14 protein-coding genes are annotated in these 14,559 nt (G+C 69.3%); 12 read left to right on the forward strand and 2 right to left on the reverse strand.

Annotated elements, in window-relative coordinates:
• Positions 1 to 22 precede the first annotated feature (22 nt).
• On the forward strand, positions 23 to 754 hold the full coding sequence (gene prcA, locus ACFY9S_RS26805; protein ID WP_102912049.1) for a proteasome subunit alpha: 732 nt from the start codon (positions 23 to 25) through the stop codon (positions 752 to 754).
• Between the two features lie 206 nt (positions 755 to 960).
• Here prcA and ACFY9S_RS26810 read toward each other — a convergent pair whose 3' ends face one another.
• On the reverse strand, positions 961 to 2,013 hold the full coding sequence (locus ACFY9S_RS26810; RefSeq protein ID WP_391132660.1) for a substrate-binding domain-containing protein: 1,053 nt from the start codon (positions 2,011 to 2,013) through the stop codon (positions 961 to 963).
• Positions 2,014 to 2,069: 56 nt separating this feature from the next.
• Here ACFY9S_RS26810 and ACFY9S_RS26815 point away from each other — a divergent pair, with 56 nt between their 5' ends.
• The 10 genes from ACFY9S_RS26815 (at position 2,070) to tatC (ending at position 10,685) form a co-directional block, all read left to right on the forward strand.
• A complete protein-coding gene (locus tag ACFY9S_RS26815) occupies positions 2,070 to 3,329 on the forward strand; it encodes an MFS transporter (protein ID WP_391132662.1) in 1,260 nt (419 codons plus the stop codon).
• 9 nt (positions 3,330 to 3,338) lie between these two features.
• The gene (gene pafA / locus ACFY9S_RS26820; RefSeq protein ID WP_184913310.1) at positions 3,339 to 4,700 is read left to right on the forward strand and encodes a Pup--protein ligase; all 1,362 of its coding nucleotides are present in this window, start codon (positions 3,339 to 3,341) and stop codon (positions 4,698 to 4,700) included.
• Between the two features lie 190 nt (positions 4,701 to 4,890).
• A complete protein-coding gene (locus ACFY9S_RS26825) occupies positions 4,891 to 5,871 on the forward strand; it encodes an FKBP-type peptidyl-prolyl cis-trans isomerase (protein WP_391132665.1) in 981 nt (326 codons plus the stop codon).
• Between the two features lie 56 nt (positions 5,872 to 5,927).
• Positions 5,928 to 6,299 carry an FKBP-type peptidyl-prolyl cis-trans isomerase gene (locus ACFY9S_RS26830; protein WP_102910350.1) on the forward strand — a complete coding sequence of 124 codons (372 nt, stop codon included), beginning with the start codon at positions 5,928 to 5,930 and terminating at the stop codon, positions 6,297 to 6,299.
• 129 nt (positions 6,300 to 6,428) lie between these two features.
• Complete coding sequence (locus tag ACFY9S_RS26835; RefSeq protein ID WP_391132666.1) at positions 6,429 to 7,406, forward strand: WYL domain-containing protein; 978 nt, start codon at positions 6,429 to 6,431, stop codon at positions 7,404 to 7,406.
• 17 nt (positions 7,407 to 7,423) lie between these two features.
• Positions 7,424 to 8,500, forward strand: a complete 1,077-nt coding sequence (locus ACFY9S_RS26840) for a WYL domain-containing protein (protein WP_391132668.1) — start codon at positions 7,424 to 7,426, stop codon at positions 8,498 to 8,500.
• A gap of 99 nt (positions 8,501 to 8,599) precedes the next feature.
• A complete protein-coding gene (locus tag ACFY9S_RS26845) occupies positions 8,600 to 8,893 on the forward strand; it encodes a hypothetical protein (protein WP_391132670.1) in 294 nt (97 codons plus the stop codon).
• Between the two features lie 45 nt (positions 8,894 to 8,938).
• On the forward strand, positions 8,939 to 9,133 hold the full coding sequence (locus ACFY9S_RS26850) for a hypothetical protein (protein ID WP_097215657.1): 195 nt from the start codon (positions 8,939 to 8,941) through the stop codon (positions 9,131 to 9,133).
• Between the two features lie 257 nt (positions 9,134 to 9,390).
• Positions 9,391 to 9,678 carry a Sec-independent protein translocase subunit TatA gene (gene tatA, locus ACFY9S_RS26855; protein ID WP_391132672.1) on the forward strand — a complete coding sequence of 96 codons (288 nt, stop codon included), beginning with the start codon at positions 9,391 to 9,393 and terminating at the stop codon, positions 9,676 to 9,678.
• Positions 9,679 to 9,725: 47 nt separating this feature from the next.
• Complete coding sequence (tatC, locus tag ACFY9S_RS26860) at positions 9,726 to 10,685, forward strand: twin-arginine translocase subunit TatC (protein WP_391132673.1); 960 nt, start codon at positions 9,726 to 9,728, stop codon at positions 10,683 to 10,685.
• Positions 10,686 to 10,752: 67 nt separating this feature from the next.
• On the opposite strand, the gene ACFY9S_RS26865 is transcribed toward tatC, so the two are convergent.
• Positions 10,753 to 11,253 (reverse strand): hypothetical protein, encoded by a 501-nt coding sequence (locus ACFY9S_RS26865; protein ID WP_391132675.1) that lies wholly within the window; start codon positions 11,251 to 11,253, stop codon positions 10,753 to 10,755.
• Between the two features lie 160 nt (positions 11,254 to 11,413).
• Here ACFY9S_RS26865 and ACFY9S_RS26870 point away from each other — a divergent pair, with 160 nt between their 5' ends.
• Entirely contained in the window at positions 11,414 to 14,263 is a 2,850-nt protein-coding gene (locus tag ACFY9S_RS26870) for a DEAD/DEAH box helicase (protein ID WP_391132677.1), read from the forward strand.
• Positions 14,264 to 14,559 lie beyond the last annotated feature (296 nt).

A 14,559-nucleotide genomic window follows, 5' to 3' on the forward strand; every position in this document is an offset into this window, starting at 1 on the left:
TCAAGAGAGGGATGGATAACCGGTGTCGACGCCGTTCTATGTCTCACCTCAGCAGGCCATGGCCGACCGGGCGGAGTACGCCCGCAAGGGCATCGCCCGTGGTCGCAGTCTGGTCGTGCTGCAGTTCGCCGACGGCATCGTGTTCGTCGGCGAGAACCCGTCCCGTGCGCTGCACAAGTTCAGCGAGATCTATGACCGGATCGGTTTCGCGGCCGCCGGCAAGTACAACGAGTACGAGAACCTGCGGATCGGTGGGGTTCGGTACGCCGACCTGCGGGGTTACACCTATGACCGCGACGATGTGACGGCCCGGGGTCTGGCGAACGTCTACGCCCAGACGTTGGGCACGATCTTCTCCAGTGCCGCCGAGAAGCCGTACGAGGTGGAGCTGGTCGTTGCCGAGGTGGGGGAGACGCCCGAGGGTGACCAGATCTATCGGCTGCCGCACGACGGGTCCATCGTGGACGAGCACGGCTCGGTCGCGGTGGGTGGCAATGCCGAGCAGATCAGCAGCTATCTGGACCAGCGTCATCAAGAGGGCATGACGCTGGCCGAGGCGCTGAAGCTGGCGGTGCAGGCGCTGTCCCGTGACACCAATGGCAGCGAGCGGGAGATTCCCGCGGAGCGGCTGGAGGTGGCGGTGCTGGACCGTACGCGTCCGCAGAAGCGCAAGTTCAGGCGGATCAGTGGGCCTCAGCTGTCGCGGCTGCTCGGCGGCGGTGCGGAGGACTCGGCGTCGGAGGACGACGAGTAGCACTGAGGACGACGAGTAGTTCTGACGTGGTGCGATGTGCCCCGGCCGGGTGGTGGCCGGGGCGCGTCGTCGTATGCGGGTAGTTCGTCGTGGCGTCTTCTCGCCGGTGGTGGGTCGGGGCCGCGCCGGGGGGCGTCCGTTCTCGCATGCGTCCCGCTCCGCCGGGTTGCGGACTCGCCCGGCTCCGGCGTCGACGCCCAGCGCCGCTAACGCGGTCCGGCCGTGGAGCCTCGGAGTATCAGCTGTACCGGGATGTCGCCTGCCTCCGGGGCCCGGCCGTCCAGTACGGCGAGCAGGGCGCGCATGCCGCGCTCGCCGAAGAGTTCGGCGTTCAGGTGGACCGTCGTGAGTTCCGGGTCCATGGCCGTGGCGAGGGCCAGGTCGTCGACGCCCGTGACCGACAGGTCGTCCGGGATGCGCAGGCCCAGACGGCGGGCTGCCTTGTAGGTGCCGGCCGCGAGTTGGTCGTCGTCGCAGATGACGGCGGTGGGGCGAGGGCCGGGGGCCGAGAGCGCCGCTTCGGCGGCGGTGACGGCTCCTTCGATGTGGATGGGGGAGTGGGCCGTTCGGATCGACGTGCCCGGTACGTCCGACAGCCTTGCGGCGAGTTCTCGGGCGCGTACGTCGAAGGTCCAGGAGGGGACGTCGGCGGCCAGGTGGAGGAAGTGGCGGTGGCCCAGGGCCAGTAGGTGTTCCGTGGCTTGGCGGATGCCGTCGGCGATGTCCAGGTTTACCGTCGCCGCGCCGAGGCTGCCTTCCGGGTCGCTGTCGAGCATCACCAGTGGCAGTGCCTCGCCGCGGATGGCGGTCAGGGCGTCCGCGGCCATGGAGGAGGCGATCACGCCGTCCAGTGCGGCTTGTGCGGAGGCGAAGGGGTCGCGGGCGGGGCCGATGCCCTCGGGGGAGGGGTAGAGGACCACGCCGAAGCCGTGCTCGGCGGCGACCCGGGCGGCACCCGTGTAGACGCCTGCGAAGAACTCCGTGGTGAGGGCCGGGACGACGAGGAGGACGGTGCGGGTGCGGCCCAGGCGTAGGTTGCGGGCGGCCAGGTTCGGGCGGTAGCCCAGGTCGCGGGCGGCTTCCCGTACGCGCTCCGCGGTGGCCTCCGAGACGCGGCCGCGCCATTTGTCGCCGAGGACCAGGGAGACGGCCGCCTGGGAGACGCCGGCGGCCTGGGCGACGTCCCGGCTCGTGGGGCGGGTGCTGCCTCGTGCCACCGTGGGCCTGCTCCTTCGTCTGGACTCGTGAACAGCGGACATGGTACGTATGGAAGCTGACGTTATACGTAAAACCTAGCGCGGGGGGCGGCGGGGACATGGCCACGGGGTACCTGGAGATCCTTCGGGCGCGGCACGCCACGCGGCTGCTCGTCGGCACACTGGTGGGCCGGCTGCCCAACGCCACGGCCGCCATCGCGATCGTGCTGTTCGTTCGGGCGGAGGGCGGGACGTACACCCTGGCGGGGGCCCTGGCGGCCGTCTACGGCGTCGCCAACGCCGTGGGGCAGCCCGTGCTGGGCAGGATCGTGGACCTGCGCGGGCAGCCGCGTGTGCAGCTTCCTGCGGCCGTCCTGTCCGGGCTGGCCATGGCCGTCTTCGCCTTCGCCGGCATCGGGTCGCTGCCGCTGGCCTACGCCGCCGTGGCCGGCGCCGGGCTCTTCACGCCGCCTCTGGAGGGCGGGCTGCGTGCGCTGTGGCCGTCCGTGCTGCGCAGGGAGGACCAGGTGCACACGGCGTACGCCATGGACGCCGTGGCCCAGGAGGTGATGTTCACCGTCGGGCCGCTGCTCGTGACGCTGTGCGTGTCCCTCTGGTCGGCGCAGGCCGCGCTGCTCGTGCTGAACGTGATCGGGGTGCTGGGGGCGCTGTCCGTCGTGGTGTCGGAGCCCTCGCGCGCCTGGCGGTCGGCGCCGCGCGAGGCGCACTGGCTCGGCGCGCTGCGCTCGCCCGGACTGCTCGCGCTGCTGGCGGCGTTCCTGTTCATCGGGATGGCGCTCGGATCCATCACGGTCGCGTCGGTGCCCTACGCGGACGACCACGGCGGAGACGCCGTGTACGGCTGGCTGATGGCGGCCCTGGGCTTCGGGGCCCTGGTCGGCGGCACTGTCTACGGCGCCCGGCAGTGGGCGGGTGAGCCCGCGCGGCGACTGCGGATACTGGTGGCCCTGCTGGTGGTGTGTTACCTCCCGCTGATGCTCATGCCGGACGCGGTGCCCATGGTGGCGCTGACCGCGCTCGCCGGGGTCTTCCTCGCGCCCGCCATCGCCTGCGCGTTCGTCCTGGTGGACCGGCACGCCCCGCGCGGCACGGTCACCGAGGCGTTCTCCTGGCTGGTGACGACGTTCACCGTGGGCCACTCGGTCGGAACGGGCGTGGCGGGGCCCGTGGTCGAGGCGGGCGGGGCCCTGTGGGGCTTCGCCGTGCCGGGTGTCGCAGGTGGCGTGTCCCTGCTGGTTTTGACCGCCACAGGACGGGTAGTCGCAGCTCCCGGCCAGGGAGCGGTCGTTGCGGCCGGTTCGGAAAATGATCCAAACCGTGCCGTCGAACCCCGTTTCAGTTCAGGGGATCGGGCGTAATGTTCCCTCATGGACCGCCGCATTTTCGGGCTGGAGAACGAGTACGGCGTCACGTGCACGTTCAGGGGACAGCGCCGCCTGTCTCCTGACGAGGTGGCGCGGTACCTCTTCCGCCGTGTCGTGTCATGGGGCCGCAGCAGCAATGTCTTTCTGCGAAACGGCGCCCGCCTCTATCTCGACGTGGGATCGCATCCGGAATACGCGACACCGGAATGCGACAACGTGACCGAACTGGTCACCCACGACAAAGCAGGCGAGCGCATTCTCGAAGGACTCCTGGTGGACGCCGAACGACGCCTGCACGAGGAGGGAATCGCGGGCGACGTCTACCTCTTCAAGAACAACACCGACTCTGCGGGCAACTCCTACGGCTGCCACGAGAACTATCTGGTCGCCCGGCACGGGGAGTTCTCCCGGCTCGCGGACATTCTCATTCCGTTCCTGGTCACACGGCAGCTGCTGTGCGGTGCCGGCAAGGTGCTGCAGACGCCGCGCGGTGCCGTGTACTGCGTCAGCCAGCGGGCCGAGCACATCTGGGAGGGCGTCTCCTCGGCGACGACCCGCTCCCGGCCCATCATCAACACGCGTGACGAACCGCACGCGGACGCCGAGCGCTACCGCCGCCTGCACGTCATCGTGGGCGACTCCAACATGTCCGAGACGACCATGCTGCTCAAGGTCGGCGCCACCGACCTGGTGCTGCGCATGATCGAGGCGGGCACGGTGATGCGGGACCTCACCCTGGAGAACCCGATCCGGGCGATCCGCGAGGTCAGCCATGACATCACCGGCCGGCGCAAGGTGCGCCTGGCCAGCGGACGCGAGGCCTCCGCCCTGGAGGTGCAGCGCGAGTACTACGAGAAGGCCCTGGACTTCTGCGAGCGCCGGGGCATCCGCACCGGCACCGTCGAGCAGGTCCTGGAGCTGTGGGGCCGCACACTGGACGCGATCGAGGCCGAGGACCTCGACCGTATCGGTACCGAGATCGACTGGGTGATGAAGTACAAGCTCATCGAGCGGTACCGCGCCAAGCACAACATGACCATGTCGCATCCGCGGGTCGCGCAGATAGACCTCGCCTACCACGACATCCACCGCCGTCGTGGCCTGTACTACCTGCTCGAGAAGAAGGGCCAGGCGGCCCGTATCTGCAACGACTTGAAGATCTTCGAGGGCAAGTCCGTTCCCCCGCAGACCACTCGGGCCCGGCTGCGCGGCGACTTCATCCGGCGGGCCCAGGAACAGCGCCGTGACTTCACGGTCGACTGGGTTCACCTCAAGCTCAACGACCAGGCCCAGCGGACCGTGCTGTGCAAGGACCCGTTCCGTTCCGTGGACGAGCGGGTGGAGAAGCTGATCGCCGGAATGTGAGCCGGTTCCGGCCACTGCGTGAAGCCGGTGCCCGGAGGTTTTCACACCTCCGGGCATCCGGCTTTTCCCGCCCGTTCCGGCCGTCCCGAGCGGCCCGGGCGACGCGGTGTCGCGCGGTGAGACGAGTGCGGAGCGTGTACGCCGTAGAGTGGCGGACATTGCCCCCACACCACCGATCCCAGTTGGACTGATGAACTACAACACGAAACGACGCGTGGCCGCGTTGCTGGCCGTTCCCGCCCTGTTGTTCACCGCCGCGTGCGGATCGGACGACGGGAACAACGGCGACACGGCGGGAGGCGTCGCCGAGATCAAGGGGAAGGTCGGGGCGAAGCCCGAGATCTCCGTGCCCAAGGACGGCAAGCCGTCCGACAAGACCGTGGTCAAGACGGTCTCGGCGGGCAGCGGAACCCCGATCAAGGGCTCGGATTTCGTCCGCCTGGACTGGACCGTCGAGAAGTGGGGCGGGGGCCAGGAGCTCGGCGGCACCTGGGCCGCGGGAGCGACGGGTGACAAGGCTCCCCGCCGGCAGTCCATCGAGCAGATCGGCAAGCCGAGCCAGCAGCTCCCCGAGAAGGTCCTCGACGCGGTGAAGGGCAAGAAGCCCGGCAGCCGGGTCCTCGTGCAGGGCACGGCGGGCGATCTGATCGGCCAGAGCCTGAACACCTCCTCCGGGATCGCCGCCAAGGACGTGCTGATCTGGGTGGTCGACCCGGTCGGTGCCGCGAGCGTCGACACCAAGGCCGAGGCCAAGGGCGAGCAGGCGGCCTCCGAGGCGGGCATGCCCGAGGTGAAGTCGCCGTCGCAGAAGGCCGCGGACATCACCGTCCCCAAGGGCGAGAAGGCCCCCAAGGACCTCAAGGAGCAGGTGCTGATCAAGGGCGACGGCAAGAAGGTCGAGGCCGGCCAGGGCCTCATCGCCCAGTACACCGGCGTCAAGTGGGAGGACGGCAAGAAGTTCGACTCCTCCTGGGACCACGGCGGCGCAACCGCCTTCCAGATCGGCAACGGCTCCGTGGTGGCAGGCTGGGACAAGGGCCTGGTCGGCAAGCACGTGGGTGACCGGGTGCTGCTGGTGATCCCGCCCTCGCTGGGCTACGGCGCGAGCCCTCAGAGCGAGCTGGCCAAGAACACGCTGGTCTTCACGGTGGACATCCTCGGCACGGTCTGACCCGGCCGGTCTGTGAGACTGTCCCCGACGCAGGTCACGTAACAAGGAGAGATGAAGTGAGCATCGACAAGCCCGAGATCGACTTCCCGGGCGGCGAGCCCCCGGCGGACCTCGAGATCAAGGACATCTGGGAGGGCGACGGCCCGGTCGCGCAGGCCGGCCAGACCGTCACCGTGCACTACGTGGGTGTCTCCTTCAGCACGGGCGAGGAGTTCGACGCCAGCTGGAACCGCGGCACGCCCTTCCGCTTCCCGCTGGGTGGCGGCCGGGTCATCAAGGGCTGGGACCAGGGCGTGCAGGGCATGAAGGTCGGCGGCCGCCGCCAGCTGACCATTCCCGCCCACCTCGCCTACGGCAACCAGAGCCCGACCCCTCTGATCAAGCCGGGCGAGACGCTGATCTTCGTGGTCGACCTGCTCGGGGTCTGAGCAAGCTCCGAACAGACTCGATCATGTGGGGCCCATGCCTGTTCGGGCATGGGCCCTCGGCTTTTGCCGTGCCACCGTGTGGCGGTACGGTCATCGCTCGTAAGCACCATAGGGAGGCGAAGCGCGTCGATGGCCATTGCCAAGGCGGAGCGGCTCATGAATCTGGCGCTGTGTCTGCTCGGGACCCGGCGGCCGCTCAGCAAGCGTGAGCTGCGCGACTCCATCGAGGCCTACGTCGAGGCCTTCGGGCCGGGCAACGGCGCGTCCGGCTCCGATGATTCCTTCAACCGCATGTTCGAGCGCGACAAGGACGATCTGCGCGAACTCGGCCTTGTCATCGAGACCGTCGAGAGCCTCGACGGCGAGATCGGCTACATGGCCCGCCGTGACAGCAACCGCCTCCCGCCCATCACCCTGGACGCCGAGGAGGCCGCCGCCCTCGGGCTCGCGGCCAAGGTGTGGCAGCAGGCCCGGCTCGCCGGCGCGGCCAGTGGCGCCCTGCAGAAGCTGCGCGCGGCCGGACTCCCCGAGGACGTCGACCCGTACGGGTCGCACGGCGCGCTGGAACCGCGTATCCCCGTGCACGAGGCCGCCTTCGAGCCGCTGATGCTGGCCTGCCGGGACCGCCGGCCGGTCGCTTTCGAGTACCGCAAGGCGACCGCCGCCCACCCCGAGCAGCGGCACGTGGAGCCGTGGGCGCTGGAGTGCTGGCGGGGCCACTGGTACCTGGCGGGCTGGGACCGCGACCGGGGTGCCGAGCGGGTCTTCCGGCTGTCCCGCATCACCGGCAAGGTCCGCTCGCGCGGCGGCCGGTACACGGCGCCCGTCCCGGACGTCGTCACCGTCCGGGAGACCGTCGCGGGCTGGGCCGGGGAGATCGCCGACCGCTCGGCGCGTATCCGGCTGCGCGCGGGCGCGGGGTACCCCCTTCGGGCGAAGGCCACCTCCGTCCGGGAACTCGGCGGAGGCTGGGACGAGTTGGAGATTCCGTACGGCCATGGGCTGGACGCCTGGCTGGTGGAGTTCGGGCCGGACGTGGTCGTCCTGGAGCCCGCCGAGCTGCGGGCCGACGTGGTGGACCGGCTGCGGGCCGTGGCAAAGGGCTGAGGGGGAGCGGAAAGACAGTGGCAGGCAAACCGGTCAGGCCCGTGAACGCCATCGACCAGACCCGGCGGATGCTCTCGCTGGTGACGTATCTGAAGGAGCGCCCCGGAGCCCGGGTCGAGGACGTCGCGCGCGCCTTCGGCATCAGCGAGGACGAGCTGGTCTCCGACCTCGACGTGCTGCCCATGTGCGGCACCAGCTTCCGCGGCGGCGACCTGCTCGACATCGACACCGACGGCGAGCGCATCTGGTGGCACAACCCGGCCGCCCTCGCGGCGGAGGCCGCCGAGCCGCTCAGACTCGCCGCCGACGAGGCCACCGCCCTGCTCGTCGCCGCCCGGGCGGTCTCCACGCTGCCCGGACTGCGCGAGAGCGACCGGCAGGCGCTGCTGCGGGCGACGGCCAAGGTGGAGACCGCGGCGGGTGAGGCGGCGGGCGCCAGTTCGCGTCTGTCCGTGACCTTCGAGTCCGAGGGCGGCGTCTTCGCGGACGTCGACCGGGCGATCGCGGAGCGCCGCAGGCTGTGGATCCGCTACTACTCGCCGGCGCGCGACGAGGTCACCGAGCGGGAGATCGACCCTATCCGCCTGGTCAGCGTCGGGCACACGTACGTCGAGGCCTGGTGCCGCCGCTCCGAGGCGCGTCGCACCTTCCGGCTCGACCGGGTGGCCGAGATCAGGATCCTCGAGGAGCCGTCGGCGCCGCCCGAGATCGAGCTGCGGGACCTCTCGGAGGCCTTGGTGCAGCCCGCGGCGGAGGATCCGGAGGTCGTGGTCGAGGTCGGGCCCGGCGGCCGCTGGGTCGGGGAGTACTACCCGCACGACAGTGCGGATGAACTGCCGGACGGCGGGTTGCGTATCACCCTGCGGACCCCCGACCCGGCGTCGCTCCGGCGCCTGGCCCTGCGGCTCGGCCGGGACGGCCGGATCGTCTCGCCGGCGGAGCTCGCCGACAGTGCCCGGCAGGCGGCCCGTGAGGCGCTGGCGGCATACGACGGGATCGAGGTGGAGCGGACGGCTCGCGTCGCGGAGGCCGGTGCCCACGGGCCGCGGGCGGTGCGCGCGGTTCCGGACGGGCCCGGCGACGGACCCGGGTGAGCCGCAGGCGCCCACCGGAGTCCACGGCCGGTACGGCCGGACCGCGACACCGGCCGTGGCGCACCGGAGGCGAACCACCCCAGAAAGAGGAGCGAGGGCTTGAGCGAGTCGGCGACGTCCGGTGTGCGGGGCATGACGGTGGAGTCCGCGTTCGCCGGGATGAGAAGCGTGACCCCGGTCGTCTTCAAGGCGGGCTGCCCCGACTGCCGAGGGTGCTTCGAGCTCGCCGCGGGCGCCCTGCGCCTGGCCATCGGCGCCACCAGCCGCACCACCTTCTACTCCTTCACCTGCCCGGCCTGCGGCGCGGCCGTCCGCAAGCCCGCGGGCGAGCGGATCGTGGAGCTGCTCACCGGCGGCGGTGTGCGGACCCTGCGGCTGCATTCCACCGTCTAGTGGGCCGGAGCGTTCGCCCGTTCAGGAAGGTCTAGGCTCGGCGTCATGTTCTGGCCGATGTTCGCGGTTGCCGTGGGATTCGTGGGTCTCGTCGTCCTCGGGGTGCTCGCCGTGCGGGTGTTCGTGGAGGCACAGCGCCTGGGCAGGCAGGTCACGGACTCGGCGCGCCGTATCAACCGGGCCGCCGAGGACCTGGAGCGGGCGGCGGAGACCGCGGCCCGATCCGTGGACGCTCTCTGAGCCGTGCAGGCGCAGGCCATGGGTTGCTTTTGGGACACTTCGCCCTGTCACCCGGGCGGTTCGGACAGGTACGCTGCTGGTCGCGGCCCGGTTAACGAGGCACTGGTCGCGGACGGGAGTACGCACGGGGATGCAGAGGGATTGCCCCACGTTCACCCCCGAGCGTTACGATCGCTGCCAGCACGATCGTTCGGACATGTGTCCGACCGGTCGGACAGCACCCCACCACAGCCGCCTCGGTGAGAAGGTAAAGACTTATGTTCGGAAGGCTCGGAGCCCCCGAGATCATTCTCATCCTCGTCGTCATCATCCTGCTGTTCGGCGCGAAGAAGCTTCCGGACATGGCTCGGTCGCTCGGTAAGTCGGCCCGCATCCTCAAGAGCGAGGCCAAGGCGATGAAGGACGAGAGCAAGTCGTCCACCACCCCGGCCGGCCCGCCCAACAACGACGACGAGCAGTCCTCGCACCGCACCATCCAGGCAGCGCCCGGCGACGTGACCAGCTCGCGTCCGGTCAACGAGCCCACGGACACGACCAAGCGCTGACGCAGGGCCGGTGACCTCCGGCCCGCCGCACGAGATGGGAACGTGGGTTGCTGAAGTCTGCCCGCAAGCAGGAGAGGGATCCCGAGGGGCGCATGCCCCTCGCGGAGCACCTTCGCGAACTCCGCAACCGGCTCGTGAAGAGCCTGCTGGCGATCGTCGTCACCACTGTCGTCGCCGCCTTCTTCTACAAAGACATCATCCAGTTCTTCACGGACCCCATCCTTGAGTCGGTGGGATGCCAGTACAGCTTCGCCGAACTTGCGAAGGGCACTGATGAGACCCAGTGCGCGCGGATCGTCCAGAACGGTCTGCTGAGCCCCTTCACACTCGCCCTCACGGTCTCGCTGTCCTCGGGTGTGGCCTTTGCGGCTCCGATCTGGCTGTACCAGCTGTGGGCCTTCGTGGCGCCAGGTCTGCACCGGCACGAGAAGAAGTACTCGCTGGGCTTCGTGGCTGCGGGATTCCCGCTGTTCCTCATGGGCGGGTTCTTCGCCTACTGGTCGCTGCCCAAGATGGCGTCAGTGATGATCGAATTCTCGATCATCGGCAGTGACAACCAGCTTCCCCTTGATGATCTCCTCCAGCTGGTCATGCGGATGATCATCGTTTTCGGCCTCTCGTTCGAGCTGCCACTGCTGTTGGTCATGCTGAACTTCGGCGGGGTCCTCTCCGGCAAGAAGATCGCCGGCTGGTGGAGGGGCATGATCATGGGCATCACTGTGTTCGCCGCAATCGCCACGCCTAGCACCGACCCGATCTCCATGCTCGCGCTGGCGGGTCCCATCTGGGTCTTGTACTTCGGCGCGAGCGCCATCGCCCTCGCGAACGACAGGCGACGTGCCCGCCGAGAGGCGTCAGGCCCCGCCGACGACGAAGCCTCCGAGCTCGACCTCACCCCCGACGACATCGGCGAGATCGAGCCCGTGACCACTAGCCGGGCCGCGCTGCCCGAGCAGGCGGGCTCGGACCGCTCGGAGCGGGTCAACGGTTATGACGACGTGACCTGAGAAGTCACAAAAGCGGCCCACCGACGAGAATCGATGGGCCGCTGTTGTGTTTGTCAGAGGTCAGGCATCAGATGCTGGGAGAACCGCCCAGCCCCCAGGTGCCACCTCCCGCGCCATCGTTCTGAATGTCCCACGCGATGTGTCCGTCAGCCGTCCAGCCGCCCGTCGTGTTGCTGTGGTACCTCGCACCAGTAACTCGCATGCTTCCGGAGTCCTTGTAGTTGACGGACCCCGCGATGTTGATGTTTTCGTTCCTGTAGTCCGCGTCGTTGCGCTCGAGTCGGAGATTCAGGACCAAGTCCTCCATGCCGGCGCTCAGGCCGCCGCCACCGTCCTTCCAGGAGATGTCCGCGTACGAGTTGTAGTCGTTGCCGGAGCTACGGTGTACACACAGGGTGACGTAGAGGTCGAGATTGGCTCCGATCGTGTCGAATTCCTTGTGCTGAGACGCGCTGCACTTAGTCGCGGCAGCGGCTATGGCGGAGCCTGGCGTCATCACTACGCCCGTCAGGGCGGCTATGCCCACGGCGGTTGCAGTATTGACCAAGCGTACGATCTGACGCTTCACGGAGTTCCTCGTTTCACTGTCTGAACAAGTACATGCCATCTCTCGTATGTGATCGTTTCATGAAGATCGGCGTAGTTGTCAAGAATCTTTGATGGGGGGCTGAAAGTGCTCGCCATGTGGGGTGGTCGCCGACAGGTGCGTGAAGGAGCCCATCCGGATAATGATCGTCCTGTTGTCAGTGCGGCCCGGTACGCTCGAAAGCACGATGACAGAGGATCTCTCCCCGGCCGAGCGGTACGCGGCAGCCCGCCTGCGGGCAGCCGAGCAGGCCACCGCGCTCGCGGGCTTCCGCGAGATGTACGACTTCGGTCTCGACCCCTTCCAGATCGAGGCCTGCCAGGCGCTCGAGGAGGGGAAGGGCGTGCTGGTCGCCGCGCCCACCGGCTCCGGCAAGACGATCGTCGGCGAGTTCGCCGTCCACCTCGCCCTCGGGCAGGGCAAGAAGTGCTTCTACACGACACCCATCAAGGCGCTGTCGAACCAGAAGTACGCCGACCTGTGCCGCCGCTACGGCACGGACAAGGTGGGCCTGCTGACCGGCGACAACAGCGTCAACTCCGATGCCCCGGTGGTCGTGATGACCACCGAGGTGCTGCGGAACATGCTGTACGCCGGTTCCCAGACCCTCCTGGGCCTCGGCTACGTGGTCATGGACGAGGTGCACTACCTCTCCGACCGCTTCCGCGGTGCCGTCTGGGAAGAGGTGATCATCCACCTCCCCGAGTCGGTCACGCTCGTCTCGCTCTCGGCGACCGTGTCGAACGCCGAGGAGTTCGGCGACTGGCTCGACACGGTTCGCGGCGACACCGAGGTGATCGTCTCCGAGCACCGGCCCGTGCCGCTGTTCCAGCACGTGCTGGCCGGGCGGCGGATGTACGACCTCTTCGAGGAGGGCGAGGGCCACCGGAAGGCCGTCAACCCCGATCTCACGCGCATGGCGCGCATGGAGGCGAGCCGGCCGTCGTACCAGGATCGCCGGCGCGGCCGGTCCATGCGCGAGGCCGACCGTGAGCGCGAGCGCCGCCAGCGCTCCCGGATCTGGACGCCGAGCCGGCCCGAGGTCATCGAGCGGCTCGACGCCGAGGGGCTGCTGCCCGCCATCACCTTCATCTTCAGCCGCGCCGCCTGCGAGGCCGCCGTCCAGCAGTGCTTGCACGCGGGGCTCAGGCTCAACGACGAGGAGGCGCGCGACCGGGTCCGCACCCTGGTGGAGGAGCGCACGGCCTCCATCCCGCGCGAGGACCTGCACGTCCTCGGCTACTACGAGTGGCTGGAGGGCCTGGAGCGCGGCATCGCGGCCCACCACGCGGGCATGCTGCCGACCTTCAAGGAGGTCGTCGAGGAGTTGTTCGTGCGCGGCCTGGTCAAGGCCGTGTTCGCCACCGAGACCCTCGCCCTCGGCATCAACATGCCGGCCCGCTCGGTGGTGCTGGAGAAGCTCGTCAAGTGGAACGGCGAGCAGCACGCGGACATCACCCCGGGCGAGTTCACCCAGCTGACGGGCCGGGCCGGGCGGCGCGGCATCGACGTCGAGGGCCATGCGGTGGTGCTCTGGCAGCGCGGCATCAGCCCCGAGCACCTCGCGGGCCTGGCCGGCACGCGCACGTATCCGCTGCGCTCCAGCTTCAAGCCGTCGTACAACATGGCGGTCAACCTGGTCGAGCAGTTCGGGCGGCACCGCTCGCGCGAGCTGCTGGAGACGTCGTTCGCGCAGTTCCAGGCGGACAAGTCGGTCGTCGGCATCTCCCGGCAGGTGCAGCGCAACGAGGAGGGCCTGGAGGGCTACAAGGCCTCCATGACCTGCCACCTCGGCGACTTCGAGGAGTACGCGCGGCTGCGCCGCGAGCTGAAGGACCGGGAGAACGAGATCGCCCGGCAGGGCGTGGCCCAGCGACGCGCGGAAGCCGCCGTCGCGCTGGAGAAGCTGAAGCCCGGTGACGTCATCCACGTGCCCACAGGCAAGTACGCGGGCCTGGCGCTGGTGCTGGACCCGGGGCTGTCGGCGGGCCGTTCGAACGGCCACCGCGGCTTCGAGCACCACGACGGGCCGCGCCCGCTGGTGCTGACCGCGGAGCGGCAGGTGAAGCGGCTGGCGTCCATCGACTTCCCGGTGCCGGTGGCGCCGCTGGAGCGGATGCGGATCCCCAAGTCCTTCAACCCCCGCTCCCCGCAGTCCCGCCGGGACCTCGCGTCGGCGCTGCGCACCAAGGCCGGGCACATCCCCGCCGAGCGGCACCGCAAGCAGCGCTCCCAGGCGGCTGACGACCGCGAGATCGCCCGGCTGCGGACCGCGCTGCGCGCGCATCCCTGCCATGGCTGCAACGACCGTGAGGACCACGCCCGCTGGGCCGAGCGGTACCACCGGCTGATGCGCGACACATCGCAGCTGGAGCGGCGGATCGAGGGCCGTACGAACACGATCGCCCGGACGTTCGACCGCATCGTGGCGTTGCTGACCGAGCTGGACTATCTGCGCGCCGACGAGGTCACCGAGCACGGCAAGCGGCTCGCGCGGCTCTACGGCGAGCTGGACCTGCTCGCCAGCGAGTGTCTGCGCGAGGGTGTCTGGGAGGGACTCGGCCCCGCCGAACTGGCCGCGTGCGTCTCGGCCTTGGTGTACGAATCGCGTGTCGCCGACGATGCGATGGCCCCGAAGGTGCCGTCCGGCAAGGCCAAGGCAGCGCTGGGCGAGACGGTGCGGATCTGGGGGCGGCTGGACGCGCTGGAGGAGGATTTCCGGATCACGCAGACCGAGGGGGTCGGGCAGCGGGAGCCCGACCTCGGCTTCGCCTGGGCCGCGTACGAGTGGGCCTCGGGGAAGGGGCTCGACGAGGTGCTGCGCGAGGCGGAGATGCCGGCGGGGGACTTCGTGCGGTGGTGCAAGCAGGTCATCGACGTGCTGGGGCAGATCGCGGCGGCCGCGCCGCAGGGGTCGTCCGTCGTGAAGAACGCCCGTAAGGCCGTTGATCTGTTGCTGCGGGGTGTTGTCGCCTACTCGTCGGTGGGGTGAGCTTGTCGCGCGGGTGCCGGTGGTTCGTGGTTGCTCGCGCAGTTCCCCGCGCCCCTGAAGGTACGTTGTCCTGAAGGTCCCTCACCCGAGACGGTGAGGGACTTTCGTATGCCCGTTCGTAGCTACGCACAGTATTCGAACGATGTCGCACCGTGTAAACGACCGAGCGTACTATCCCTTCGCGTCCGGTTTCCGGCAGTTGCTGAATATGACACGGCGATGATCCGGTCGGACTAAGCTCGCCCGCAGCGCACCGGCTTGAGATGAATTCGTGCGCTTGTTCCCCAATGTGTGGA

Source organism: Streptomyces sp. NPDC012474 (genome assembly GCF_042955185.1).
In the GTDB taxonomy this organism is placed as follows: Bacteria; Actinomycetota; Actinomycetes; order Streptomycetales; family Streptomycetaceae; genus Streptomyces; species Streptomyces cahuitamycinicus.

Bases quoted from the DNA above. Each gene is read 5' to 3' on its own strand.
- ACFY9S_RS26835 (WP_391132666.1), top strand. From the start codon at position 6,429: ATGGCCATTGCCAAGGCGGAGCGGCTCATGAATCTGGCGCTGTGTCTG.
- ACFY9S_RS26870 (WP_391132677.1), top strand. From the start codon at position 11,414: ATGATCGTCCTGTTGTCAGTGCGGCCCGGTACGCTCGAAAGCACGATG.
- ACFY9S_RS26810 (WP_391132660.1), bottom strand. From the start codon at position 2,013: ATGTCCGCTGTTCACGAGTCCAGACGAAGGAGCAGGCCCACGGTGGCA.
- tatA (WP_391132672.1), top strand. From the start codon at position 9,391: ATGTTCGGAAGGCTCGGAGCCCCCGAGATCATTCTCATCCTCGTCGTC.
- ACFY9S_RS26825 (WP_391132665.1), top strand. From the start codon at position 4,891: ATGAACTACAACACGAAACGACGCGTGGCCGCGTTGCTGGCCGTTCCC.
- pafA (WP_184913310.1), top strand. From the start codon at position 3,339: ATGGACCGCCGCATTTTCGGGCTGGAGAACGAGTACGGCGTCACGTGC.
- ACFY9S_RS26815 (WP_391132662.1), top strand. From the start codon at position 2,070: ATGGCCACGGGGTACCTGGAGATCCTTCGGGCGCGGCACGCCACGCGG.
- ACFY9S_RS26850 (WP_097215657.1), top strand. From the start codon at position 8,939: ATGTTCTGGCCGATGTTCGCGGTTGCCGTGGGATTCGTGGGTCTCGTC.